Annotated in this window: 22 protein-coding genes; 13 read left to right on the plus strand and 9 right to left on the minus strand. The window is 61.5% G+C overall.

Translation table 11 applies throughout. The annotated features are described in order from the left end of the window. Positions 1–26 precede the first annotated feature (26 nt). The 3 genes from FFM81_RS29435 to aspA all read left to right on the plus strand — a co-directional run bounded on the left by FFM81_RS29435 (position 27) and on the right by aspA (position 4,197). On the plus strand, positions 27–1,499 hold the full coding sequence (locus FFM81_RS29435) for an amino acid permease (RefSeq protein ID WP_138385934.1): 1,473 nt from the start codon (positions 27–29) through the stop codon (positions 1,497–1,499). 67 nt (positions 1,500–1,566) lie between these two features. After that, on the plus strand, positions 1,567–2,670 hold the full coding sequence (locus FFM81_RS29440; RefSeq protein ID WP_138385935.1) for an asparaginase: 1,104 nt from the start codon (positions 1,567–1,569) through the stop codon (positions 2,668–2,670). Positions 2,671–2,769: 99 nt separating this feature from the next. Continuing rightward, positions 2,770–4,197 (plus strand): aspartate ammonia-lyase, encoded by a 1,428-nt coding sequence (aspA, locus tag FFM81_RS29445; protein WP_025418885.1) that lies wholly within the window; start codon positions 2,770–2,772, stop codon positions 4,195–4,197. A 138-nt stretch (positions 4,198–4,335) separates the two neighbouring features. Here the strand turns inward: aspA and FFM81_RS29450 are convergent, their stop codons facing one another. Then, a complete protein-coding gene (locus FFM81_RS29450) occupies positions 4,336–5,265 on the minus strand; it encodes a TauD/TfdA dioxygenase family protein (protein ID WP_025418884.1) in 930 nt (309 codons plus the stop codon). A gap of 320 nt (positions 5,266–5,585) precedes the next feature. Here FFM81_RS29450 and FFM81_RS29455 point away from each other — a divergent pair, with 320 nt between their 5' ends. Then, on the plus strand, positions 5,586–5,993 hold the full coding sequence (locus FFM81_RS29455) for a carboxymuconolactone decarboxylase family protein (RefSeq protein ID WP_003563880.1): 408 nt from the start codon (positions 5,586–5,588) through the stop codon (positions 5,991–5,993). 266 nt (positions 5,994–6,259) lie between these two features. Next, positions 6,260–7,081: a DUF1206 domain-containing protein gene (locus FFM81_RS29460; RefSeq protein ID WP_138385936.1), complete on the plus strand. Its 822-nt coding sequence runs from the start codon at positions 6,260–6,262 to the stop codon at positions 7,079–7,081. 122 nt (positions 7,082–7,203) lie between these two features. Here the strand turns inward: FFM81_RS29460 and FFM81_RS29465 are convergent, their stop codons facing one another. Both FFM81_RS29465 and FFM81_RS29470 read right to left on the minus strand, forming a co-directional pair. Then, positions 7,204–7,926, minus strand: a complete 723-nt coding sequence (locus FFM81_RS29465; protein WP_003563869.1) for a response regulator transcription factor — start codon at positions 7,924–7,926, stop codon at positions 7,204–7,206. A 13-nt stretch (positions 7,927–7,939) separates the two neighbouring features. Then, positions 7,940–9,178 (minus strand): GAF domain-containing sensor histidine kinase, encoded by a 1,239-nt coding sequence (locus tag FFM81_RS29470; protein ID WP_025418882.1) that lies wholly within the window; start codon positions 9,176–9,178, stop codon positions 7,940–7,942. Between the two features lie 279 nt (positions 9,179–9,457). On the opposite strand from FFM81_RS29470, the gene FFM81_RS29475 reads away from it, so the two are divergent. From FFM81_RS29475 to FFM81_RS29495, 5 genes are all read left to right on the plus strand, one after another. Next, complete coding sequence (locus FFM81_RS29475; protein WP_025418881.1) at positions 9,458–10,474, plus strand: ABC transporter substrate-binding protein; 1,017 nt, start codon at positions 9,458–9,460, stop codon at positions 10,472–10,474. Positions 10,475–10,546: 72 nt separating this feature from the next. Next, positions 10,547–11,998 (plus strand): sugar ABC transporter ATP-binding protein, encoded by a 1,452-nt coding sequence (locus tag FFM81_RS29480; RefSeq protein ID WP_041686863.1) that lies wholly within the window; start codon positions 10,547–10,549, stop codon positions 11,996–11,998. Next, positions 11,995–12,942: an ABC transporter permease gene (locus FFM81_RS29485; protein ID WP_003563865.1), complete on the plus strand. Its 948-nt coding sequence runs from the start codon at positions 11,995–11,997 to the stop codon at positions 12,940–12,942. The genes FFM81_RS29480 and FFM81_RS29485 overlap by 4 nt, the downstream gene beginning before the upstream one ends. Further along, positions 12,939–13,889 (plus strand): ABC transporter permease, encoded by a 951-nt coding sequence (locus tag FFM81_RS29490; RefSeq protein ID WP_025418879.1) that lies wholly within the window; start codon positions 12,939–12,941, stop codon positions 13,887–13,889. Before FFM81_RS29485 ends, FFM81_RS29490 begins: the two co-directional genes overlap by 4 nt. A gap of 14 nt (positions 13,890–13,903) precedes the next feature. After that, positions 13,904–14,818: an SMP-30/gluconolactonase/LRE family protein gene (locus tag FFM81_RS29495; RefSeq protein WP_138385937.1), complete on the plus strand. Its 915-nt coding sequence runs from the start codon at positions 13,904–13,906 to the stop codon at positions 14,816–14,818. 59 nt (positions 14,819–14,877) lie between these two features. Here FFM81_RS29495 and FFM81_RS29500 read toward each other — a convergent pair whose 3' ends face one another. Then, positions 14,878–16,104, minus strand: a complete 1,227-nt coding sequence (locus FFM81_RS29500; protein ID WP_138385938.1) for an MFS transporter — start codon at positions 16,102–16,104, stop codon at positions 14,878–14,880. 118 nt (positions 16,105–16,222) lie between these two features. Here FFM81_RS29500 and FFM81_RS29505 point away from each other — a divergent pair, with 118 nt between their 5' ends. After that, the gene (locus tag FFM81_RS29505) at positions 16,223–16,813 is read left to right on the plus strand and encodes a TetR/AcrR family transcriptional regulator (protein ID WP_138385939.1); all 591 of its coding nucleotides are present in this window, start codon (positions 16,223–16,225) and stop codon (positions 16,811–16,813) included. A 142-nt stretch (positions 16,814–16,955) separates the two neighbouring features. On the opposite strand, the gene FFM81_RS29510 is transcribed toward FFM81_RS29505, so the two are convergent. After that, a complete protein-coding gene (locus FFM81_RS29510; RefSeq protein ID WP_003563859.1) occupies positions 16,956–17,138 on the minus strand; it encodes a hypothetical protein in 183 nt (60 codons plus the stop codon). 282 nt (positions 17,139–17,420) lie between these two features. Here FFM81_RS29510 and ligD point away from each other — a divergent pair, with 282 nt between their 5' ends. Then, a complete protein-coding gene (ligD, locus tag FFM81_RS29515) occupies positions 17,421–18,473 on the plus strand; it encodes a non-homologous end-joining DNA ligase (RefSeq protein WP_025418875.1) in 1,053 nt (350 codons plus the stop codon). A gap of 417 nt (positions 18,474–18,890) precedes the next feature. Next, positions 18,891–20,933: an SPFH domain-containing protein gene (locus FFM81_RS29520; RefSeq protein WP_025418874.1), complete on the plus strand. Its 2,043-nt coding sequence runs from the start codon at positions 18,891–18,893 to the stop codon at positions 20,931–20,933. Positions 20,934–20,981: 48 nt separating this feature from the next. Here FFM81_RS29520 and FFM81_RS29525 read toward each other — a convergent pair whose 3' ends face one another. Genes FFM81_RS29525 through tsdA form a run of 4 tightly spaced genes read right to left on the minus strand, consistent with a single transcriptional unit; the run spans position 20,982 to position 24,190 of the window. Further along, the gene (locus FFM81_RS29525; protein ID WP_138385940.1) at positions 20,982–21,284 is read right to left on the minus strand and encodes a YciI family protein; all 303 of its coding nucleotides are present in this window, start codon (positions 21,282–21,284) and stop codon (positions 20,982–20,984) included. Further along, positions 21,281–22,129, minus strand: a complete 849-nt coding sequence (locus FFM81_RS29530; RefSeq protein ID WP_138385941.1) for a dioxygenase family protein — start codon at positions 22,127–22,129, stop codon at positions 21,281–21,283. Before FFM81_RS29530 ends, FFM81_RS29525 begins: the two co-directional genes overlap by 4 nt. Before the next feature lie 20 nt (positions 22,130–22,149). Further along, positions 22,150–23,208, minus strand: coding sequence for a maleylacetate reductase (locus FFM81_RS29535; protein WP_138385942.1), 1,059 nt, complete (start codon positions 23,206–23,208; stop codon positions 22,150–22,152). A 1-nt stretch (position 23,209) separates the two neighbouring features. Further along, positions 23,210–24,190 (minus strand): gamma-resorcylate decarboxylase, encoded by a 981-nt coding sequence (gene tsdA, locus FFM81_RS29540; protein WP_138385943.1) that lies wholly within the window; start codon positions 24,188–24,190, stop codon positions 23,210–23,212. Positions 24,191–24,206 lie beyond the last annotated feature (16 nt).

Here is a 24,206-nt window from a genome sequence, read left to right on the forward strand (position 1 = left end):
TGCCGAACCTATGGATAGGGAGGAAAATGACAGTGATGGAATCCACCAGAACCGAGGCCGATGGCCAGGTTTTCGCCGAGGAGGACCTCGGTTACAAAAAAGCGTTGAAGCCACGGCAGATCCAGATGATCGCCATCGGCGGAGCCATCGGCACCGGCTTGTTTCTGGGCGCAGGTGGGCGGCTCGCCGCTGCCGGTCCGGCACTCGTGCTGGTCTATGCCTTGTGCGGCTTTTTCGCTTTTCTCGTTCTCAGGGCTCTCGGTGAACTCATCGTGCATCGACCGACTTCGGGTTCGTTCGTCTCCTATGCCCGTGAATTTTACGGCGAAAAGCTCGCCTTCGCGGTCGGCTGGCTCTATTGGCTGACCTGGGCGATGACGGCGGTCGCTGATGTCACCGCGGTGGCTCTCTACATGAATTTCTTCAAGGCTTATGTCCCCTGGATTGCCATGATCGATCAGTGGGTATTTGCGCTGGTGGCGCTAGTCCTCGTCCTCGCCATGAACCTGCTGTCGGTGAAGGTCTTCGGCGAATTGGAATTCTGGTTCAGCCTCGTCAAGGTTCTCGCTTTGGTCGTCTTCCTCATCGTCGGAATCTACTTCGTCGTCACCGGCACGCCGATCGACGGTCACGTTCCGGGGCTAAATACCATCACCGACTTCGGCGGCATGTTTCCGAGCGGGATCTTGCCGGCGCTGGTCGTGATACAGGGCGTGGTTTTCGCCTATGCCTCGATCGAGCTGATCGGCACCGCCGCAGGCGAAACCGAAAATGCGCGCAAGGTCATGCCGCGGGCGATCCGGACGGTCGTGCTGCGTCTGGTGGTCTTTTATGTCGGCTCGGTTCTGCTGCTGTCGCTGCTGCTGCCCTATACCGCCTATAAGGGCGGCGAGAGCCCGTTCGTGACCTTCTTCGGCAAGATCGGCATCCAGGGTGCCGACGTCGTCATGAACCTCGTCGTGCTGACCGCCGTCCTGTCGTCGCTCAATGCGGGCCTCTATTCGACCGGCCGCATCCTCCATTCCATGGCGATTTCGGGATCGGCGCCGGCCGCGCTGGCGAAGATGAACAGATCCGGCGTGCCCTATGGCGGCATTGCGGTGACGGCAGTTGTGACCGCCTTTGGCGTCGTGCTGAACGCTGTCGTTCCGGCAGCGGCTTTCGAGATCGGCTTGAATGTTGCCGCGCTCGGCATCATCGCTGCATGGGGCGTCATCATCCTGTGCCAGCTCAAGCTGTGGCACCTGTCGCGCCAAGGCAAGCTGGCAAGGCCCGAATTCCGGATGTTCGGCGCGCCTTATACCGGCGTGCTGACGCTGGGCTTCCTTGCGGTCGTCGTGATCCTGATGGCCCTCGATTATCCGGTCGGTACCTACACGGTTGCCTCTCTGCTGCTGATCATTCCGGCGCTGGTGGTCGGCTGGCTGCTGATGCGTGAGCGCATCCACATGATTGCCGCCGAGCAGGGCGACGATCGCGGCAGTTTCGATCTGGCCTGAGCCGCGCGATAGCAAGGCTTGCCCCGGCGCCGAAGGCTGCCGGGGCGGCGCATGAATGGAGAGAGAAATGATACCGAGTGAGGATTTCGTCGTCACCGAGCGTGGCGGCATCGTCGAGAACCGTCACCGCGTCCATGTCGCGGTCGTCGATGCAAAAGGCAGGCTGCTTTTTGCGCTGGGAAACCCGACGCGCTTTACGCTTGCCCGGTCTGCCGCCAAGCCGGCCCAAGCGCTTGCCATCCTGGAGGCGAATGGGTTCGAGCCTTACGGGTTCGATGATGCCGACCTGGCACTGATGTGCGCTTCCCACAGCAGCGAGGAGCGGCATATTGCGCGGACGCGGACCATGCTGTCGAAGATTGGGGCCAAGGAGGCCGATCTTCGTTGCGGCGGCCATCCTTCACTCTCCGAAGCCGTGAATCGCGCCTGGATCAGGCAGGACTATACGCCGACGGCGGTTTGCAGCAATTGTTCGGGAAAGCACGTCGGAATGATGGCCGGATCCCGGGCGATCGGGGCGGGCCTGGAAGGCTACCATCTTCCGGATCACCCGATGCAGGTGGTGGTGAAGCGGACGGTTGCCGAGCTCTGCGATTTGGACATGCAGGACGTCGAATGGGGGGTCGACGGATGCAATCTCCCGACGCCCGCCTTTCCATTGGATCGGCTGGCGCGCATCTATGCCAAGCTCGCTTCGGCGGTGGACCAGGGCGAGGCGCGCGAGGGCGTGTCGACGCGAGACGCGGCGCTGGCTCGCATCTTCCAGGCGATGGCGCGCTACCCGGAAATGGTTGCGGGTGAGGGGCGCTACTGCACGGTGCTCATGCGCGCATTCGACGGTGCCATGATCGGCAAGCTCGGCGCCGACGCCAGCTACGCAATCGGTGTGCAAGCCTCTAATGATACCAGGCGATTGGGAGCGGAAGGGGCGCTCGGCATCTCGGTCAAGATCGAGGATGGCAACATCGAAATCCTCTACGCTGTCGTGACGGAAATCCTCGAGCAGCTCGGTATCGGTTCGCCGGAACGCCGCAAGCCGCTTGCATCATTCCATCATCCCGGCCGTGTGAACACGATGGGTGTCGCGACAGGCGGCGTGTCCTTTCCGTTCATGCTTGGCGGATCGAAATCGGACGCGGACGGTTCTCGTCCTGCAGCTTTGAGCCGATGACGCATTCTGGATGCGGCAATATTGCCGCGTCTCCCCATCATCTTGTCCGGCCTGCTGCCGCAGTTCATGTCCGCAGCGCCGCTTCTCGAAAGTCCAGCCATGACTATCTCTGATATTGCGAAAATCCGCGTCGAGCATGACCTGATCGGCGATCGCGACGTGCCGGCCACGGCCTATTACGGTATTCATACGCTGCGCGCGGTCGAGAATTTCCCGATCACCGGTCAGACCCTGCATGAATCGGCAGACCTGATTGCGTCGCTCGCCGCGATCAAGCAGGCGGCGGCTCAGGCCAATGCAAGCCTCGGGCTTCTGGATCGGGCACGCGCCGACGCCATCATTGCGGCCTGCGTCGAGATCCGTGACGGTGCGCTGCACGACCACTTCGTCGTTGATCTCATTCAGGGCGGCGCCGGCACCTCGACCAACATGAACGCCAACGAGGTGATTGCAAACAGGGCGCTGGAAATCATGGGATATGGCCGAGGCGATTACCAGCACCTGCATCCGAACGAGCACGTCAATCTCTCGCAATCCACCAACGATGTCTATCCGACGGCGCTGAAGCTCGCCGCATGGATCGGCGTTCACCGTCTCGTCGACGCCATGGCGATCCTGCGCCGGGCATTCGAGGCCAAGGCGATCGAATTTGCCGACGTCCTCAAGATGGGCCGCACCCAGTTGCAGGACGCCGTGCCGATGACGCTGGGGCAGGAATTCGGAACCTATGCGCTGATGCTCGCCGAGGACGAAACGCGCCTCTCCGAAGCGGTCTCGCTGATCCGCGAGATCAACCTTGGCGCAACGGCCATCGGCACCGGCATCACCGCCCATCCTCAATATGCAGCGCTGGTGCGCGAGCGTCTGTCGGATATCGTCGGCGTCGATCTGGTGACCTCACCGGATCTGGTGGAGGCGACGCAGGATTGTGGATCCTTCGTACAGCTTTCGGGCGTCCTCAAGCGCGTGGCGGTCAAGCTGTCCAAGACCTGCAACGACCTGCGGCTTCTGTCCTCGGGGCCGCGCGCCGGATTGAACGAGATCAATCTGCCTGCGCGGCAGGCCGGCTCCTCGATCATGCCCGGCAAGGTGAACCCGGTGATCCCGGAAGTCGTCAACCAGGTCGCTTTCGAAGTGATCGGCAATGATGTGACAATCACCATGGCAGCGGAGGCCGGCCAGCTTCAGTTGAACGCTTTCGAGCCGGTGATCTTCTATAGTCTCTACCGCAGTCTCAGCCACCTGACCAATGCCTGCCTGACACTCGAAGCCAATTGCATTCAAGGCATTACCGCCAACCGTGACCGGTTGCGGCAGACAGTCGAGCAGTCGATCGGCATCGTGACGGCATTAAACCCCTATATCGGCTATCGCAACGCCACGGAGGTCGCGCTTGAAGCGCATCATTCCGGACGGGGCGTCTACGAAATCATTCTCGAACGCGGTCTGATGCAGAAGGAGCACCTCGATGCGGTGCTGCGCCCAGAAACGCTGACCCGGCCGAGCGAGAAGCTTTCCTTCTCGTAAGACGCGCGGCTCATTTAACCCGCGGGCTTCTTGCGGAAGGCGGACCCGGCTGCGTCCGCTATCTGCGCTACAAGGATGTCAACCGGCACATGAAGCTTTGGTCGCTTCATGTGCCGGGCAATACTTATCTGCGTATGATCACGCCGCCTTTGCTTTCGGCTTGGCCGCCTTGACATGGGTTATGCTGCGGCGGCCGTCGATGCTGACTGGGACATCGCCGTCGACAGTGGCGCGGCGCACAACCCGGTGCTGGTCGCCATAGTCGTTGACGGCATAGTGCTGGGTCGCGCGATTGTCCCAGATCGCGACATCCCCGGCTTTCCAGCGCCAGCGCACGGTATTTTCGGGGGCGGTGACGTAGGATTGGAACACCTCGTAGAGTTTGGCGGAGTCGCCCTTCGACAGCCCGACTAGGCGTTGCACGAAATTGCCGAGCAGCAGCGATCTCTCGCCGGTTTCCGGATGGACACGCACGACCGGATGCTCGGTCTCGTAGATTGTCGAGGTGAAAACCTCTTCGAAGTGCTTTTTCTCTTCGGCGGTGGCGCGAGGGCGTACGGCCGCGTAGTCATAGGCATTGCTGTGAATGGCCCATAAATTATCCGCCAGCAATTTGAGCGGCGCCGGCAGACTTTCGTAGGCAGCATGGGTGTTGGACCAGATCGTGTCGCCGCCGGCCGCCGGAATGACGACGCCGCGAAGGACCGAGAATTTGGGGTAGGCATCGACGAAGGTGACGTCGGTGTGCCACTGATCAGCCCGGCCGCCGCCGCGGCTGGAATCGAGGTTGAGGATAGAAGCCGTGCCAGCGACCGGTCCCTGGGTTGGATGAGGCACGAGATCGCCGAGGCGGCGTGCGAAAGCTTCCTGTTCAGAATCCTCAAGATGTCCCTGATCGCGGAAGAAGATGACCTTGTGTTTCAGGAGAAGCTGGTTGATGGCGGCTACTTGCGCGTCCGAAAGATCCCCGCCAAGACGGATCCCTCTGATTTCGGCGCCGACGCGGCCGGTCAGCGGCACGACATCGGACTCGGGAATGATCTGATTGACGAGGACCGGATTGCTCATGGAAATCTCCTGTTGATGTAAAGAAGTCGGCAGGTCATTTGCGCCCGAAGAAGCATTTCCCGGGCGTTTAAGCCTCATCGCTGAAATCGACGGGGCAATGAAACCGTATAATCTATAAAATCAGTAGACAATATTTTCTAATTTTGACTGTTTTCCTGAAACACCAGCCTTCGATTTCCTCGCGAGACGGGGAAGGCTGGTGGCCATTGTCGTTTCTTCGTATCTTCCGCCGGCAGTGTCTGATCGCCGGGCAATTTCACCGCGGCGAAGAAAAGATCATGGTTGAAGCCGTGCATCGGCACACCGGAAAGGAAAAATCGATGGCAACAGTCAAACTTCTATCGGATCAACAGGCCGCAGCCATTCCAGCCGTGCAAGCGGTGTTCGATGACATCAGGGCGACACGCAAGACCGCTTTCATCAACAATTTCTGGCGCGCTCTTGCAAACGATCCGGCAAATCTCAAGCGGGTATGGGAAACGCTCAAATCGGTCATGATGGTCGAGGGCACGATCGATCCGTTGACGCGCGAGATGATCTACATTGCAGTGTCAACGGCCAATGCTTGCCAGTACTGTGTTCAATCTCACACCGCCGCCGCCCGTGTGCGAGGGATGAGCGATGCCCAACACGGCGAACTCCTGACGATCATCGGTCTTGCCGCGCAGACAAATCATCTCGCCCTCGCCATGCAAGTTCCGCCCGATCCGGAGTTTGAGGTGCGATAAGAAACAACGGACTGGTGCGCGCATGCCGCCCGCCACTGCGATCAACGCCATCTGCAATACCTCCTCCTAAGTGCGGGAGGTACAATTTCTGGAAGAAGGTTAATTCAACTTTAAATTGCAAAGTGGCGTAATCTATCTTATGGAACTTATGCCGTTCGTGACGGTGAGCCATCGCGTTGCCCGGTCATCAAAGGAAGATCCACCCAGCAAACTTTCGGCAGGCTGGCGCGTTAATCCCGCGCACCTGCGACGCATAGGAAATGCTGATGACCAAAGGCCTTCGATTTGATCTGCTCGCCAAAGGCGGTTACACCGCGCGCGGTGTCGTTTTTCTGCTGATAGCGGGGCTGGCGCTGTTCTCCGGCGTCGCTGGCGGTCGGCCCGAAACGAAATCGGCGCTTTCGACGCTGCTTGCGCAGCCGTTCGGTCGTGTCTGGGTCGGAATCATTGGTCTCGGACTTCTCGGCTTTGTCGCCTTGAGGCTGGCCCAGTCCCTGGCAGATAGCGATGGCTACGGGAAAGACGCAAAGGCATTGGTGATCCGGGCAGCACTCCTTGGCAGCGCCATCACCTATCTCGGGCTTGCCGGATATGCACTGGGTCGTGCCCTGTTCTTCGGCGGAGGCAGCGAAGGTTCCGGCGAGAAGGGTTTGGCGGGATGGATCATGTCGCAGCCGTTCGGGTCCTACCTTGCGATCGCCGTTGGCGCCGGTTTTGTCATCGGCGGCATCGTGACTGTCGCAAAGGGCATCAGCCGGAAGTTTGAGCGCTACGTCAAGATACCGGACAGCAAGGGTATCGTGACATGGATATGCGTTTACGGTCTCGTCGCCCGCGGCGTGGTGTTCGCCATCACCGGCGTGCTTTTTGCCTATGCAGGCTTCCGGGTGAATCCGCAACAGGCCGGCAGCATGGGCGACGCCTTGGAATGGGTCCGCCGGCTTCCGTTGGGAGCCTTCCTCTACATCGCCGTTGCCGCTGGATTGGCAGCCTTCGGACTATACAATCTTGCCGAGGCACGATACCGCGTCATTTTGGGCCCATCCTTAGCAGAGGCCAAGCGTTCAATTCCGCTGCCTGGCTCATGATGCCGCTTTTCGGAGGTTGACTCGAACGTGAGAACGACGCTGTAACGGTTTGAATTGCTGATTATTTCTATGCAGCCTGGCTCCCTTGAAAGCCATCGCATGATCCGCGTGGAGCCGCGGATCTACTTTCCGTCAAGCCATTCCTGCAGCTCCGCCTCGGCCCGCTCCAGGGCGCTATAGTTCAGCAGCTTGCGCAGGAAAGCGACCGTGATGGCGCGGGCGCGGAGATTGAAACGACCGTCTTCGTGGTCGTCGCCGGCGCTCTGGTAGACGTCGAGCTTGTCGTAGAGCTGCTGCAAGCGGTTCTGCACGCTGCGCAGCGACAGGCCCCGGCGTTTGGCGATCGCCCGGTCGGTGAGGCCGAGCGCGATATCGACGAGAATCTCGTATTCGGAATCGGTAAAGCCGTTCGTCTGGCCAAGGCTCTTCTGCTGCAGGCCGCGCACCTCGCGGTCGATGACGCACTGGCTCTCGATGAAGATCGAGCGCAGCGCAAGCTTCAGCCGCTCGTCGGAAGCGGATTTCAGCACGTAGCCGTAGGCTGCGCCATCCGGCACGATGCGCGAGACGCCGCGCACATAGGCCTCGTCGGAATAATTCGACCAGAACAGGATGCGGGTCTCCGGCCGCTCCTTCCAGATGGTGCGCGCCGCCTCGATGCCGTTGCGGTTCGCCATCTGCAGGTCCATGACGATATGCGCCGATTTGTGGTCGCGGGCGAGCTTCTCGCCGACGGTTCCGTTCTCGGCCTCGATCACCGTGTCGCATTCCGGCAGGGCCGCGTTGACCGCCTCGTGCAGGTAGGAGCGGTGCAGAGGGTCGTCCTCGACGATCAGAACCTTCATTGCGCCCTTCTCCTCAGTTCGGCTCGTTCGCTGGGTCGTGCGGGCTAAGCGGCAGCACGACGCGCACCACGGTTCCGCGATTGTTGTGGCCCGACCCGGTCGCAAAGCGCGCCGAGATCAGCCGCGCCCGGGTCTTCATATTGTCGATGCCGCCGCCGATCCGGCCCCGCGCCTTGGCGAGGCCGCTGCCATCGTCGGAAATTTCGATCGACAGCCGCTCGTCGTCGGCCTCGAGCCGCACCGTCACAGCGAGCGGCGCGGCATGGCGCACCGCATTGTTGATCGCCTCCTGGGCGATCCGGAACAGAGCGACGCTGACGGTCGGTTCCAGCCGCTCCAGCGCGCCGTGCGTCTCGTCGACGAGGCCCCATTCGATGGCCGACCCGCTATCGCGGGTCGATCGGTCGAGATGATGCTCGATCGCCTGGGAAAGGCCGAAGAGCTGCAGCACGGAAGGTTTGGCCTGCTCGATGATCTGCCGCAGATCCTGCATGCAATGCTGCAGCGAACGCGAGACCGGCTCCAGCACCTCGGGCGCCACCTCGCCGTTGCGCGACAGCCGGTCTATGCGGCGGGCGAGCCGCGTCAGGTCGGCGAGCGTCTGGTCGTGCAGATCCATGCCGATGCGTTGGCGTTCCTGCTCCAGTGCCTCGGTCAGCTTCAGCGCGCCTTGCCGCAGTCCCTCCTCGCGGGCGCGGGCCTCCGCCTCGACGATGGCCGAGCGTTGCGCCTGCTCGGCCGCCTGCAGCGCAAAGAAATAGGGCGTCAGCAGGTCGGCGATGATGCGGGCGCGTTCGATATCCTCCATTGTATAGACGCCAGCCGTCTGCGACGAACAGGAAAGTGCCGCGATGATCGTGCCCTGCACCTTCATCGGCACATGCAGGCGGCTTCTCAGTGACTGTTCGACGATCGGCCGCTTGAATGCGCCCTCGAAGTGGAAACGCGGATCGGTCATGGCATCGTCCGTCAGCAGAAAGTCCACCTCGCCCCGCAGCAGCGAGCGGATCGGGCTGTTGACGACAGGCGCGCCGGCAATCTCGCCCCAGGCGGTCTCGATGCCGGTCTCATAAGCCGTGTGATAGCTGCCGCCTTCGAGCAGCACGCAAACGTCGAGATGGTCGTGCGGGATGATGTGAGCAACCTCGGCCGCGACGGAGCGGATGGCCGAGCGGAAGTCGAGCTGACCCGCGAGCAGCCGGGAAATGCCGAGATAATGGTCGAACAGGGCTGCCGGTGCACGATGCAGCATTGTCAGTTCCTCCCCCGTCACGACAGGCTCCTCAACCCGCCGTGATCGTTTCCCCAGTAAGCGCCCGCAAATGGGCCGCCGTCTTGCGTAAACCCGCAGCTTGTTGCGCAAAACCCGCAAACGACTTGCCGCCTTGCCCCTGTACAGGTCGGCCGATCTCCCGCATCCTGCCCTTACTGAGAGGAGGAAGCTCAGTGCAAGAACAATTTTCATTCGAGGCCGTTTGAGGCGGCAGAGTGAAGCGATCCGCCGACCGGCGCGATCATGAGGGAGGAAGACATGACAATCCGTAAGATGCTTCTGGCATCGGCCGCTATTGCTTGCGCCGCCATGCCCGTCTGTGCCTTTGCCGACACGTCGGCTAAAAAGATCGCTCTTTCCAACAACTATGCTGGAAACTCCTGGCGCCAGGCCATGCTGACGAGTTGGGGCAAGGTGACCGGCGAAGCCGTGAAGGCCGGTACCGTTGCCGCAGCCGATCCTTTCACCACCGCCGAGAACCAGGCGACGGAACAGGCGGCGCAGATCCAGAACATGATCCTGCAGGGCTATGACGCCATCGTGCTGAACGCCGCCTCGCCGACGGCGCTGAACGGCGCGGTCAAGGAAGCCTGCGACGCCGGCATCACCGTCGTCTCATTCGACGGCATCGTGACCGAACCCTGCGCCTGGCGCATTGCTGTCAACTTCAAGGAAATGGGCCGCAGCGAGGTCGAGTACCTGTCGAAGAAACTTCCGGAAGGCGGCAACCTGCTCGAGATCCGCGGCCTTGCCGGTGTCTTCGTCGATGACGAGATCTCGGCCGGCATCCATGACGGCGTCAAGCAGTTCCCGCAGTTCAAGATTGTCGGCTCGGTTCACGGTGACTGGGCGCAGGACGTGGCGCAGAAGGCCGTTGCCGGCATCCTGCCCAGCCTGCCCGACATCGTCGGCGTGGTGACGCAGGGCGGTGACGGTTATGGCGCCGCACAGGCGATCGCCGCGACCGACCGGAAGATGCCGACCATCATCATGGGAAACCGCGAAGACGAGTTGAAGTGGTGGAAGGAGCAGAAGGACGGCAAGGGTTACGAGACCATGTCCGTGTCGATCGCACCGGGCGTCTCGACTCTTGCCTTCTGGGTCGCCCAGCAGATCCTCGACGGCAAAGAGGTGAAGAAGGATCTCGTCGTGCCTTTCCTGCGCATCGACCAGGACAATCTTGAAACGAACCTCGCCAATACTCAGGCCGGCGGCGTCGCCAATGTGGAATACACGCAGGCAGACGCGATCAAGGTCATCGAGTCGGCAAAATAACTCTCCCGGCGACTGCCGTGCGGGCCGAAAATGGCCGCGCGGCAGTCCTTCCGAGCAGATGTGGCGGGCAGCATGAATGAGGTTTTGAAGGCGGTGATTGCCGTCGATGGCGCCAGGGTGAGCTTCGGCGCGGTCAGGGCGCTCGACGGCGTCACGCTTAGCGTCATGCCGGGCGAGTGCGTCGGGCTCGTCGGCCACAATGGCGCCGGCAAATCGACGATCGTCAGCGTCATCAACGGCGGCCTCACACCACATGAAGGAAGTGTCGCGAGCGGCGGCGAACGGCTGGAGCGCTATGGTATCAACGCGGCGCGCGCCCGCGGCGTGCGCTGCGTCTTCCAGGAGCTTTCGCTCTGTCCCAACCTTTCCATCGTCGAGAACACACGCGTCATGCATCGCCATCTCGGTGGCTTCGGCTGGCGCAGGCGCGCCGCCAACATCATCGAGAAGAGCCTCGACACCGTCTTCCCCGGCCATGGCATCGACAGTGGCCGAGCCGTGGGCGATCTCTCGATCGCCGAGCGGCAGATGGTCGAGATATCAATGGCCTTTTCCGACGCCGGCACGCCGCCGCGGCTGGTGATCCTCGACGAACCGACCTCGTCACTCGATGCGAGCCTTGCCCGGCAGATGCTCGACCATGTCCGCCGCTTCATCGCCGCCGGCGGGGCGGTCATCTTCATCTCGCATATCCTGCACGAAATCCTCGAATCCTCCGACCGCATCGTCGTCATGAAGGACGGCCGCGTCGTCGCCGAACGTCCGGCTGATGGATTCGACCATCACGGCCTCGTCGAAGCGATGGGCACCGTTGCGAAGGAGGAGAGCGGGCAGCGGGCGGCGCGCGAACAATCCACTGCGCCCGTCATTCTGTCGCATCTGACGAAAGGTCTTCCTTTCACGGCGCGCAAGGGCGAGATCATCGCACTGGCGGGGCTGGCCGGCCACGGGCAGACCGAACTGCTGCTCGCTTTGCACGCCGCCCAGTCCGGCAACTGGCTGCCGGAGCGCGATCCGCTCGTCACCTTTGTCGCCGGCGACCGCCGCCTCAACGGCGTCTTCGAACTGTGGAGTATCCTGCGCAACTTCTCCATCGCCTCGCTCGGTGATCTCACGCGCCGAGGCCTCATCCTTGCAGGCGAAGAGGAGACAAAAGGCGCCGACTGGCGGCGGCGGATCGAAATCCGCACGCCCGATATGGCAAACCGCATCCTGTCGCTTTCCGGCGGCAACCAGCAGAAGGTGCTGTTCGCCCGCGCCCTTGCGACGCGCGCGCCTGTCGTGCTGATGGACGATCCGATGCGCGGCGTCGATGTCGGCACCAAGCAGGAGGTCTATGCCATCATCCGCGAGGAAGCGGCGCGCGGCCGCACCTTCATCTGGTACTCGACGGAGATGGACGAGGTCCGCCTCTGCGACCGCGTCTATGTCTTCCGCGAAGGCCGCATCACCGCTGAACTCGCCGGTGATGCCGTCAACGAGACAAGTATCATCGCCGCCTCCTTCGAAGGGGTCGCCGCATGACGTTCCGGCCGTCGTCCGACGCCTTGCGTCTTGCTATTCCCGCTTTGTCGCTGACCCTGCTGCTCGCCGCCGTCTTCTGGCTGCAGCCACGCGCCATGAGCTATGTCGGGCTCAATCTGCTGTTCAATCTGGCGGTGCCGATCGCGCTTGCGACGATCGCCCAAATGCTTGTCATGGCGGTCAACGATCTCGATCTGTCGATGGGCACCTTCGTCAGCTTCGTCGCCTGCGTCACTGCGACCTTTCTGCGGGATGCCCCCGCGATTGGCGTGCTGATCCTTGCCGGTGCGATCGCGATCTATGCGGGCCTCGGCGTCGTCATCCATCTGCGCAACCTGCCGTCCATCGTCGTCACCCTCGGCATGAGCTTCGTCTGGGGCGGCCTTGCCGTGCTGCTGCTACCGGCACCCGGCGGCCAGGCGCCGGATTGGGTGCGTTCTTTGATGACCGTCAAGCCGCCGCTGGCGCCGATGGCGATCGTCGCCAGCGTTGCCATCGCCGTCGTCGCCCATATCCTCGTCATGCGCTCCTCGCTCGGCGTGCTCATCCGCGGCATTGGCGGCAACCAGCGCTCGGTCGAGCGCGCCGGCTGGTCGATTGTCGGAGCGCGGGCCATCGCTTATGGGCTTGCCGGCTTCTTCGCCGTGCTTGCCGGCATCGCCCTCGTCGGCCTGACCACCTCGGCCGATGCCAATATCGCGCTGCGCTACACGCTGCTGTCGATCGCCGGCGTGATCCTCGGCGGCGGCGAGTTCATCGGCGGCCGCGTCTCCCCTGTCGGGGCCGTAATCGGCGCGCTGACGCTGACGCTCGCCGGCTCGTTTCTGTCCTTTCTGCGAATCTCGCCCGACTGGCAGATCGGCGCCCAGGGGGCGATCCTGATCATCGTGCTGGCGCTTCGCCTGATGCTGAACCGCCTGGAGAAGCGGGAGAAACGCCGATGAGCGCGCTGTTTCGCCTTTTCGGGAGACCCTGGATCTGGTCGTGGCTTGCCGCCTTCGTGGTCTGGTTCCTGACGATCATGGTGACGCTCGGGGCGAGCGCGCTCGGCCTGTCGCAGGCAGCCCTCACATTCGCCGCCTTCTCGGTCATCGTCGGCATCGGTCAGATGTTCGTCATCACGCTCGGTCCCGGCAATATCGACCTCTCGGTCCCCGCCACCATGACGCTTGCCGGCACGGTGGCGCTGAAGCTGATGAATGTCGAGAACGGCCTGATCCTGCCCGGCCTTCTCGTCGCCCTCGTCATCGGCCTTGCCGTCGGGCTCGGCAATTATGCGCTGATCAAGGTGCTGCGCATTCCGCCGATCATCGCCACGCTTTCCATGAGTTTCATCGTCCAGTCCGCCGCGATCTGGACGAACCGGGGCTTGCGCATCAAGCCCCCGAGCATGCTTGCGGAGTTCACCACGTCGAACACGCTCGGCGTGCCGAATGTGGCGATCGCCGCACTGCTCATCTCGCTGCTCGCCTGGTTCCTGCTGGAGAAGACGATCTACGGGCGCTGGATCTCGGCGATCGGTCAGAGCATGCCGGCCGCGCGCATGGCCGGCATACCGGTCGACGGCACGCGCTTCGTCACCTACCTGTTTTGCGCCGTGCTCGCGTCGGTCGCAGGCTATCTGCTCGCCTGTTTCTCCGGCGGCGCGGCGCTCAACATGGGTTCGGAATATCTCCTGATGTCGATCGCCGTCGTGGTGATCGGCGGCACGGCGGTCGCCGGCGGTGATTCCAACGTGCCGGGCATCTGGGGCGCCTCGCTCTTTATGTTTTTGGTCGTCTCCATGCTCAACACCTACGGGGTCGGCGCGGGCATCCGCCTGATCATGACCGGCCTCATCATCATCAGTGTCATCATGCTTGCCGGCGGCCGCCGGGCCGGTATGCGATAAACGGGAAGACCGCCATGGCCGAGGCCAGTATCTACGAAATCCATGACCCGCGTTTCCGGCAGATGATCGTGGCGAGCGCCGGTCTCGACGAGCTTTATTCCGGCTGCCGCTGGGCCGAAGGTCCGGTCTGGTTCAGCGATGCCAACCAGCTGCTTTGGAGCGACATTCCCAACCAGCGCATGCTGCGATGGACACCGGAGAGCGGCGTCTCCGTCTACCGGCAACCCTCCAATTTCGCCAACGGCCATACGCGCGACCGGCAGGGACGGCTGATCTCCTGCGAACATGGCGGCCGCCGCGTCACCCGCACCGAGGTCGATGGCTCGATCACCGTGCTCGCCGACCGTTTCGAGGGCGCCAGGCTCAATTCGCCGAACGACGTGGTGGTGAAATCGGACGGCGCGATCTGGTTCACCGATCCCACCTACGGCATCATGTCGGACTATGAAGGCTATCGCGCCGTGCCGGAGCAGCCGGCCCGCAATGTCTACCGGCTCGACCCGGCGACCGGGGCGCTTGCGGCTGTCGTCACGGATTTCATCCAGCCGAACGGGCTTGCCTTCTCGCCCGACGAGACAATTCTTTACGTAGCGGATTCGGCGGCAAGCCATGATGAAAGCCTGCCGCGCCACATCCGCGCCTTCGACGTGATCGATGGCAGCAGGCTCACAAACGGCCGCGTCTTCTGCCTGATCGACAATGGCATTCCGGACGGCATCCGCACCGACGTCAACGGAAACCTCTGGTCGAGTGCTGCCGATGGCGTGCATTGCTTCGACCCGACAGGCAAGCTGATCGGCAAGATCCGCGTGCCGCAAACCGTCGCCAACCTCACCTTCGGCGGCCCCCAACGCAACCGGCTGTTTATCGCGGCGACGCGGTCGCTTTATTCGGTCTATCTCGCAGTCAGCGGTGCTCAGCTGCCGTGAGGTTGGGGTGGTCGGGTTGAGGGGATTCGCCTGTCGGGCAAGCGCCAGCCGCCTTCTTCCTACTGCGCCGGTTCCAGCATCGCGCAATCTTCCCCGCCGGTGCACTCGCCCGAAAGGGTACGCTGACCGAGCGCAATGATAAGGACGGTTGCCGCCCCGGCAGCCGCAGACACCCAGAACCCGCTCTCGGGGCCGTAGCTGTCGACGACCCAGCCCGAGACGAAGGCGCCGAGCGCCATGCCGATGCCGATGCCGGTCATCACCCAGGTGACGCCCTCCGTCAGCACCGATTCCGGCACACGACGCTCAATCAGTCCGAAGGCCGTTATAAAGGTCGGCGATATCGCGATGCCGCTGACGAAGACGGCGATAGCAAGCAGGGGCACCGAGCTGCCGGCAACGAGCAGCGGCAGGGAGGTCAGTGCGAGAGTGGCGACAGCGATCAGCAACTGACGGTGCAAGGGGATGCGCAGATTAAGCGCGCCGAGGGTCAAACCCAACAGGAAAGAACCGAGGGCATAGACCCCGATGACCAGGCTTGCCGCATTCGGCTGACCGAGCTCCTTGGTGATGGCGACAACACTCACTTCAGCGGTTGCAAAGATCGCGCCGACGAAGATGAGCGCGAGGGTGATGATCTGCACCGGCCGTTGGCGGATCGCCGAGCCAGCCGAAGCCGCGCCGGCGACATGGCGCACCTTCGGTTCGGTGCCGCGCTGCACGATGAAAGCGGCCGTCCCAAGCGCCAGAAAAGCTGTGCTCACCATCATGCCGGCTTCCGGGAATAGGGCGACGGCCAGCCCAACCGACAACGAGGCGCCGGCGATATAGACCAGTTCGTCCGCGGCACTTTCGAACGCGAAGGCGGTGTTGAGTTCGGGCTGGTTGCGAAAGAGCTCCGTCCAGCGCGCCCGCATCAGTGCCGGAATGCTCGGCATGGCTGCCGCGAGGAAGGCTGAGGCAAAGAGGGTCCACACCGGCCAGTTCTGGTTGGCCGCGGCGATCAGCGCGATGAATGCCAGCACTGACACGATGGTTGCGGGAACGACCACTGCCGTCTGGCCCAGCCGGTCAACCGCTCGCGAAATCTGCGGCGAGATCACTGCATTGGTGAGCGCATAGGTCGCCGACACGGCGCCCGCCAGCCAATATTCGCCACGTGCCTGCGAAAGCATGGCGACGATGCCGATCGGCGCCATGGCAATGGGAAGGCGTGCGAAAAAGCCAGCGACCGAGAAGCCCTTGGCCCCAGGTGCCGCGAATATTTGTCTGTACGGATTTGACATGCGACGATCCTTCCAGCTATCGGATAGAACACTTATATACGGAGCGTATGTGTTTAGATAAGACATACGTCCCGTATGTCAATGAAAAAGATACGCGGCGTATGCCAATGGAGAAGCCATGCGCAAACCGCGCCAGAAGATGATCGCAGAGACCCGCGGCAAACTTATCGCAGCCGGACGGCGTGCCTTTGGCACGATCGGTTACGCGGAAGCCTCGATGGACGATTTCACCGGCGAAGCGGGATTGACGCGTGGGGCCCTTTATCACCATTTCGGGGACAAGAGGGGCCTGCTAAAGGCCGTGATCATGGAAATCGATGCGGAAATGACCGAACGGCTGAACGAGGTCTCGGCCGCCGCTCCCACGCGCTGGCAGGGTTTTGTCGACGAGTGCTCCGCTTATATCGAAATGGCACTCGAGCCCGAAATCCAGCGTATCATGTTTCGCGATGGCCCGGCTGTCCTCGGCGACATCTCGCAATGGCAGAACACCCCCGGCTGCATCGCCGCCCTCTCCCGCAGCCTCGACCGCCTCAAGGCCGATGGCGAGATCATCGACATCGGCACCGAAACCGCCGCCCGCCTGATCAATGGCGCCAGCAGCCATATGGCGCTGTGGATCGCCAATGCGGAGAATCCGGAGGCGGTCTCGAAGCGGGCAGTTGCAGGGTTCAAAGCTATGCTGGGGAGCCTCCGCAGGCAGCAGTGAAGTGTTCGATTTCTTGTTCAGCGGAACGGCCGATCGGCTACGGCGCCCGGACGGGATCCGCACCGCAGCGAATGGAGCCCCTGGCCGACCGCCGAGATCTACGCGCGGATTCGCCTTCCGCTACCCCAGCGCACCATGCTTGTCAGTGCTTGACGGTCCGATCGCCGCGGTCGCCCTCGCCCGGCTTTGCCTTGGTCTTCGCCGTCTGGCGACGATCGGCCGCCAGTGAGCGGCCGACATCGTCGCTTTCCTTGAATTGCCCCTTTTCACTACGGCGGACATAGCGTTTGTCGGTGCCGGTATCGATGAGTTCGCGCTTGGTCATGTCATTCGTTCCTATGGTGCCGTCTGACTAGAACGCGCGTCGCGGCAAAAAGATGCATGGAATCAAGACGATCTCACGCCGGTTCATTCTGGCGGCGCCTATGCCGTAAGTCATTGAATTTTGATTCGTTTCGACGCGGAACAATCCGCCGGTCGATTGGGTTGACTCGCACCGGTTGCCTCAGGAGTATGATGACATGGTCGCCTCGCCAGCGAGTTGGAAAGGCTGCATCAATCTTCGAGAAGAGACTGCAGACCGGTTCGGGAAGGGCAAACATTATTCATGACACGTTCTCGCCGCCCCTCATTGCCCTTCCTCAACGAGTCCAACGCGACGCTGCAGTCCCGTCCGCTCCGCAAGCGTGATCCTGACCAACCAAGCCTGCCGTTCGATCCAATGCCTACAAGGATCGAGCCATGCCTTGCTCTGCTGAAGCCCAATGTGCCGCTGGGGTCGGATTGGCTGTACGAGGTGAAATGGGACGGCTACCGGCTTGCGATCCATATCGAGCCAAAGGGCGTCCGGGTCATCACGCGTGGCGGCCATGACTGGACCGACCGCTTTCCCGCCATCGCTGCGGCAGCAAAAGAACTGGGCGTGACCACCGCCATTCTGGACGGGGAGGCGGTGGTGTTGGACGATCATGGCCGATCGGATTTCGGCGCGTTGCAACGTTCGCTCGGCGGTCGAGGCGGCAAGCGGGCTTCGACCGAGTCCAGACTCTACGTCTTCGATCTTTTGTATCTCGATGGGCATGACCTCACAGGCGCCGAGCTCGCCGTGCGCCGCCACCTTCTTGAAGACCTGATACCAGGCGGCGATGGGACGATCCGCTTTTCCGAAGAACTGGATCTGCCGGCCGAAGACCTGCTCGAGCACGCCTGCCATCATCGGCTGGAAGGCATTATCGCCAAGCATCGCGACCGGCCCTACAGCAGCGGCCGCACCGGCGACTGGCTGAAGATCAAATGCATTGAGAGCGAGAGCTTCATGATTGTCGGTTACGAACAATCGGCATCCGCCCGCGGCGGCATCGGCAGTCTGCTGCTCGCTGGCAGGAAGGGTTTCGACTGGATTTACGCTGGGGCGGTTGGGACCGGTTTCACCGCCAGGGATGCCGAGCAGTTGAAAAAGACCCTCGACAAGTTGAAGACGAACCAGCCGGTCGTTACCCTGAAGGGCAAGCGCTTCGTCTTCGTGCAGCCGACCCTCATCGCCGAGATCGAGTTCCGCGGCTGGACCGATGACGGCAGTCTTCGTCACGCCTCGTACAAGGGACTGCGCGAGGTCCAGGACAACGCGGCCGTATTTGACATGAGCGGTTTCGCCGGTTGAGGACAATACGGCGACGGCATCCGGATGGAGGCAATTACCAATATTATCGCCAAATGCCGGCCGAAACAAACGAGCAGCAACGGCCTAATTCAGTAGAATTGAATGCTCGAAATATCGAAATCGTTGGAAGTACTTGCTCGATTTCCGCATCCAACATCTTTAAACCTGTAGGCGCAATCCTTACGTCCTCCATCGTCATGTCTACCAAGGCGACACCGATGTAAGAGCATTCACGACCACGCCGCCCCTTATTGGGGACTCGGGACGCGCGGTCATTTTTCCAGACAATGAGCAGCCCAAGCGTTCGATACACCCTGAGTGCGTCGAGCCAATTAGGCGCGTCATCTCCCCTTCTTATCCAATAACAACCGGGCGGCCATCGGGTGGATGAACCCGTGCGCCCATACGAGAAAAAAGATGGAAAACCTGCAATATCTTGGCCCGATGGGGTGGAGGGTGATCGTTTTCGCCGTCCCGGTCATCGTGGTGGTACTCCTGTTCTGGTGGAGCGGCGTGATCCGCTATATCCCGAACGACAGGCTCGGCATTCTCGAAAAGCTGTGGAGTTTTCGCGGCTCCGTCGAGACCGGCTTCATTGCGCTCTACGGTGAGGCCGGCTTCCAGCCGGAAGTCGTGCGCGGCGGCCTGCATGTCTTCATGCCGTTCCAGTATTCGATGCATCGCGCCAATCTCGTCACCATTCCGCAGGGCCAGATCGGCTATGTCTTCGCCCGTGACGGCGAACCGTTGCCGCCGACCCAGACACTGGCCTCGAATATCGATGCCGATGATTTTCAGGATGTGCGCAGCTTTCTGACCAAGGGTGGCCAAAAAGGGCCACAGCGCAAGATCCTGCGCGAAGGCACCTATGCCATCAATCTCGCGCAGTTCATCGTACTGACCGCGCAATCGACCTATGCCGTCAACTTGAACGCGTTGGAACAAAAACTGTTTGCCGACATGTCGACTTTGATCAGCGAGCGGAACGGTTTCGAGCCCGTCGTCATCCATGACGCCGAGGACCTGATCGGCATTGTCACCATCCATGACGGTCCGGCGCTGCCGGATGGCGAGATCATCGCGCCGACCGTTTCCAACAACCCGAAAGATCCGAACTTCCACAACAATTTTCAGGATCCGGAGAAGTTTCTCAATGCCGGCGGTTATCGCGGCCGGCAATTGCAGGTGCTTGCTGACGGCAGTTATTTCCTCAACCGCATCTTTGCGACCGTCGAACTTGTGGAGAAGACGATCATCGACGTCGGCACGGTGGGTGTCGTCGTCTCCTATACCGGCCGGCGAAGCGCGGATATTTCAGGCCAGTCTTATCGCCATGGCGAGCTGGTCGAGACGGGCGCACGCGGTGTCTGGTCGACGCCGCTTCTGCCGGGCAAATATGCCTTCAACACCTATGCCGGCAATATCATCATCGTGCCGACCACCAACTTCGTGCTCAAATGGACGAAGGAACAATTCGGCGAGCACAGACTGGACGAAAATCTTTCCGAAGTGTCGCTGATCACCAAGGATGCATTCGAACCCGTGCTGCCGCTCTCGGTCGTCGTGCATATCGACTATATGAAGGCGCCGCTGGTGGTGCAGCGCTTCGGCGATATCAAACGGCTGGTCGAACAGACGCTCGATCCGATGGTCTCGGCCTATTTCAAGAACATCGCCCAGACCAAGACGCTGATCCAACTGCTGCAGGAGCGCAGTGAAATCCAGCGCACATCCGGCAACGAAATGCGCGAGAAGTTTGGCTCCTACAGTCTCGAACTGCAGGAAGTGCTGATCGGTACGCCCCGCGCCAGCAATGGCCAGAACAGCATAGAGCAGATCCTGATCCAATTGCGCGAACGTCAGATCGCCGTTGAAAAGGTCGAGACCTATAAATTGCAGGAAGCGGCTGCGATCCAGGAGCGCACATTGCGCGAGAAGGAAGCGCTGGCCGAACAGCAGGCCAAGATCACGACATCGGCACTCACCATCGAGATCAGCGAGAACGAAGGCAAGGCGCAGCTGGCCCGCACCCGCCAGCAGGCCGAGACCATTCAGGTCACCGCCAAGGCCGAAGCGGAAAAGGTCCGGCTTGCAGGCCTTGGCGAAGCCGACCGGATCAAGGCGATCGCACTTGCCGATGCCGAGCGCATCAAGGCCACCGGTCTGGCCGATGCCCAGAAGGTGCGCGCCGTCGGTCTGGCGGAAGCCGAGGCCACCGAGAAGAAGGTCGCGGCCTTCGGCGGTCCGGACTATCAGCTGCATTCGCAGGTACTGATGCGCTTTGCCGAAGCGATCGAAAACGGCAAGCTGCCGCTCGTGCCGCAGATCCAGGTCGGCGGCGGCGCCGGCGGCGACAAGGGTGGCGCCAACGGCCTGGTCGAAATGATGCTGTCGATGCTGGTCGCCGATCGGCTCGGACTAAAGGGTGCCCCGGCTGCGGTGCCGGCGCCGGCTGAGTAACATTGATTGTGGATGGGCCGGTTATGCCGGCCCATTTTGCATCCCTGCCTAAAACGCTGGCCGGAAACTCTCCAGAAGAAGCCCAAAAGTGGGCCGCCATTCGAATAGATCGACGCTTCCGTATACGCCGGATCGGACGAAGGGATCACCCGCGCTGAACGCCTCGAACTCGGCCAGCGTTTCGACTTCGGCAATTACGACGGCGGTAGAGTTCTCGGCCGCCGGTGCAGACGGGCCGGAAAGCAGGATGCGAATCGCCGCGCCGCGCAGATAGGCCTTGTGTTCCTCCAGCAATCGCGAACGTTCGGCGGCCTTGCCGGGGTCAGATATCGCATAGCGAACAACGATCATTGCCTGCCCTCGACCAGCGTCAGCACGAAATCGAAATCGGAGCGCCAGACCGTCGGACGATCGATACGCTGGAAAGGCGCGACCAGGCTGTTTTTGACACCAAACACCGTATCGGATTCCAGATAGGGATCGTCGCCGACAAAAGTGTGGGTTACGAGCTTCTGATAACCTGGAGCCGTGATCAGATAATGGGTATGGGCGGGACGGTAGGGATGGCGGCCGAGGGACGCCAACATCTGGCCGACGGGTCCGTCATCCGGGATCGGATAAGAGACCGGTTTGATGCCGACGAAGCTATAGGCGCCGTCTGCACCGGTGATGAAAATACCCCGGTTGTTCCATTTCGGCTGGATATCCGGCTGCTGGACGTCGTAGAAGCCATCGGCATTATCCGACCATATGTCGATGCGGGCTCCTTCGATCGGATTGTCATCGAGATCCAGCACTCGCCCGATGAAGAGACAAGTCTCGCCCTTGCCGTCGAGCGAGATGTTTTCACCCATCTGCCGGACGGGCGCCCCTTCGACATGGAATGGTCCAAACACCGTATTTTCCGTGGCGCCCGGCGGACGCCGGTTATTGATCGCATCCACCAGCATTGAGAAACCCAGCGTATCGCTGAGCAGGATGAATTCCTGTCGTTCGTCATGACAGAGATGGCCGGTGCGGGTCAGAAAGCCTATGGCCAGCTCCCATTCCTCCTGCGTCAGGCTGATATCCTTGGCAAAGGCATGCAAATGGTTGACAAGCGACGCCATCACTTCGGCCAGACGTGGATTGATGTCCTGCCCCATCCGCGTGTTGACGGATTCCGCGGATCTCTCTTCGCTGAAATATTCAGGCACGCGGCCCTCCTCCTAACGCGTTAACGCGGCCGCGCGCCCTCCCAGGCGCTCTGCAGCAAAGCCCGGATCGCTCTTCCTTCGATCGGGCGCGGGTTCCAGTAGGGATTCCCAGCGGCGAGGTCAGCCGCATGATCCAGATCGGCTTCCTTCATACCCAGATCCCGCAGCGCCATCGGGGCACCGATCGAAGCGGCAAAATCATAAAGACCGCTGCCTAGCGAGCCGCCGAAAAGATCGGCAGCGGGCTTGAGCGCATCCGCTGCGGCCGCGGCGTTGTAGGCAGCGGAATGGGGAAGAATGACCGCATGGGTTTCTGCATGCGGCAGATCGAAGCTCCCGCCCAGCGTATGGCAAAGCTTGTGATGCAGGGCCATTCCAACGGCTCCGAGGACCGTGCCGCACAGCCAGGAGCCGTAAAGCGCTTCACTTCTGCATTCGATGTCCCTCGGAGCGTTGACGATTTGCGGCAAAGCCTGCTTCAGCGCGCGCAAGCCCTCGACCGCCATCATTGACGAAATGGGATTGCGATCCCGTGCATAGAGCCCTTCGACCGCATGCGCCATGGCATTGAGCCCGCTGCTGACGCTGATATTGACCGGTAACCCCAATGTCAATTCAGGGTCGTAGATCACCACTTCGGGCAGGATGCCGGGGCCGCGGACCGTGGTCTTCTGTCCGTTCTCCGTCTGGCCGAGGATCGGAGTCACCTCCGACCCCGCATAGGTCGTCGCCACTACGATCTGTGGCGCGTCGTTGCGATAGGCGATTGCCTTGCCGAGACCGATCGTCGACCCGCCTCCGATCGCGACCACGCAATCGGCACCGGCCTTCTCGTATGCCGTCATCGCGCGCTCGGTCACATCCACCGGCGTATGCATGACAGCACCGTCGAATAGTCCCGCCGCAAGCGGGCCGAGGGAAGCAGCGATGCGTTGAGCATCGGCTTTCTGGTGCTGGGTCGAAAGGATCAGGGCGCGCTTGCCGCCCTGCCCGGCAATCGCATCGGCGAGGCGACTGACCGAACCGCTCCCGAAGATGATCTGGGCTGCACTGACCGTATATCTGAAAGGTGCGACCATGTTATCGATCGAGTTTGAACAGGGAAACTGCATTGGTGCGGCCGATTTTCAGACGGTCGGCCTCGGAGATGGTGGCACCGTCGAACCAGTTTGCAGCGTGATCGACGTTCTCGAACGGCCAGTCTGTCGAAAACAGAATTCTGTCCGCGCCGATTTCCAGCATAGCATCGATCAGCGACTGCGTGCGGAAATTCCCCGACGTTGTAATGTAGAAGTTCTGGTTGAAATAATCGGCGATCGGTCGTTTGGCCGGATAGTTCTTTTCCACTTTGACCCACGCATTCCGATTATCGATGCGCCACATCATGTACGGCAGGCCCTCGCCCATGTGACCGACGATGATCCGCAAAGCCGGATGCTCGTCAAACAGGCCAGAGCCCATCAGACGCAGCGCATGAACAGCGGTCTCCTGCGCGAACGCCCATGTGGGACCCATCAGCCAGGAATGGCCAGCATAGATCCGGCTATCCTGCGGCAGCGGGTTGCGCGGGTGCAGATAGAAAGGAACGTTGAGTTTTTCGACTTCGGCCCAGAACGGACGGTATTGCGGCAGGTCGTAATAGAGCGGCGTTGTTCCGTCGCCTTCCTGCGAGAAGCCATTGACCAGTGCGCCGACGAAACCCATCGTCGTCACGCAGCGCTGCAATTCCTGCGCAGCGGCATCCGGATCCTGCAGCGGCAAAGCTGCAAATCCGAGGAAACGGTTCGGGTTTTTAGCGCATTGCTCGGCCAGAAAGTCGTTGGCGCGTCGGGAAATCTCCAGGGCCTTTGCCCTGTCCGGGATCGCCTGCACGGCTGGTGCGTTCAGCGACAGGATCATTTTCTCGATGCCGTGAGCATCCATCAGCCGCAAACGCTTGTCCTGGATATCCAGAAGACGGGCGGACAGTTCCGTCCAGTAGTCGCCCGGCACGAATCCGGCCGAATCCTGCAGCGTCTCGGGAATGGCGAAGTGTTCTTCAAGCGCGATCTTGCCTTGCACGATATGCTCTCTTTCC

The organism is Rhizobium hidalgonense (genome assembly GCF_005862185.2).
Classification (GTDB): domain Bacteria; phylum Pseudomonadota; class Alphaproteobacteria; order Rhizobiales; family Rhizobiaceae; genus Rhizobium; species Rhizobium hidalgonense.

Bases quoted from the DNA above. Each gene is read 5' to 3' on its own strand.
- FFM81_RS29435 (WP_138385934.1), top strand. From the start codon at position 27: ATGACAGTGATGGAATCCACCAGAACCGAGGCCGATGGCCAGGTTTTC.
- FFM81_RS29440 (WP_138385935.1), top strand. From the start codon at position 1,567: ATGATACCGAGTGAGGATTTCGTCGTCACCGAGCGTGGCGGCATCGTC.
- aspA (WP_025418885.1), top strand. From the start codon at position 2,770: ATGACTATCTCTGATATTGCGAAAATCCGCGTCGAGCATGACCTGATC.
- FFM81_RS29450 (WP_025418884.1), bottom strand. From the start codon at position 5,265: ATGAGCAATCCGGTCCTCGTCAATCAGATCATTCCCGAGTCCGATGTC.
- FFM81_RS29455 (WP_003563880.1), top strand. From the start codon at position 5,586: ATGGCAACAGTCAAACTTCTATCGGATCAACAGGCCGCAGCCATTCCA.
- FFM81_RS29460 (WP_138385936.1), top strand. From the start codon at position 6,260: ATGACCAAAGGCCTTCGATTTGATCTGCTCGCCAAAGGCGGTTACACC.
- FFM81_RS29465 (WP_003563869.1), bottom strand. From the start codon at position 7,926: ATGAAGGTTCTGATCGTCGAGGACGACCCTCTGCACCGCTCCTACCTG.
- FFM81_RS29470 (WP_025418882.1), bottom strand. From the start codon at position 9,178: ATGCTGCATCGTGCACCGGCAGCCCTGTTCGACCATTATCTCGGCATT.
- FFM81_RS29475 (WP_025418881.1), top strand. From the start codon at position 9,458: ATGACAATCCGTAAGATGCTTCTGGCATCGGCCGCTATTGCTTGCGCC.
- FFM81_RS29480 (WP_041686863.1), top strand. From the start codon at position 10,547: ATGAATGAGGTTTTGAAGGCGGTGATTGCCGTCGATGGCGCCAGGGTG.
- FFM81_RS29485 (WP_003563865.1), top strand. From the start codon at position 11,995: ATGACGTTCCGGCCGTCGTCCGACGCCTTGCGTCTTGCTATTCCCGCT.
- FFM81_RS29490 (WP_025418879.1), top strand. From the start codon at position 12,939: ATGAGCGCGCTGTTTCGCCTTTTCGGGAGACCCTGGATCTGGTCGTGG.
- FFM81_RS29495 (WP_138385937.1), top strand. From the start codon at position 13,904: ATGGCCGAGGCCAGTATCTACGAAATCCATGACCCGCGTTTCCGGCAG.
- FFM81_RS29500 (WP_138385938.1), bottom strand. From the start codon at position 16,104: ATGTCAAATCCGTACAGACAAATATTCGCGGCACCTGGGGCCAAGGGC.
- FFM81_RS29505 (WP_138385939.1), top strand. From the start codon at position 16,223: ATGCGCAAACCGCGCCAGAAGATGATCGCAGAGACCCGCGGCAAACTT.
- FFM81_RS29510 (WP_003563859.1), bottom strand. From the start codon at position 17,138: ATGACCAAGCGCGAACTCATCGATACCGGCACCGACAAACGCTATGTC.
- ligD (WP_025418875.1), top strand. From the start codon at position 17,421: ATGACACGTTCTCGCCGCCCCTCATTGCCCTTCCTCAACGAGTCCAAC.
- FFM81_RS29520 (WP_025418874.1), top strand. From the start codon at position 18,891: ATGGAAAACCTGCAATATCTTGGCCCGATGGGGTGGAGGGTGATCGTT.
- FFM81_RS29525 (WP_138385940.1), bottom strand. From the start codon at position 21,284: ATGATCGTTGTTCGCTATGCGATATCTGACCCCGGCAAGGCCGCCGAA.
- FFM81_RS29535 (WP_138385942.1), bottom strand. From the start codon at position 23,208: ATGGTCGCACCTTTCAGATATACGGTCAGTGCAGCCCAGATCATCTTC.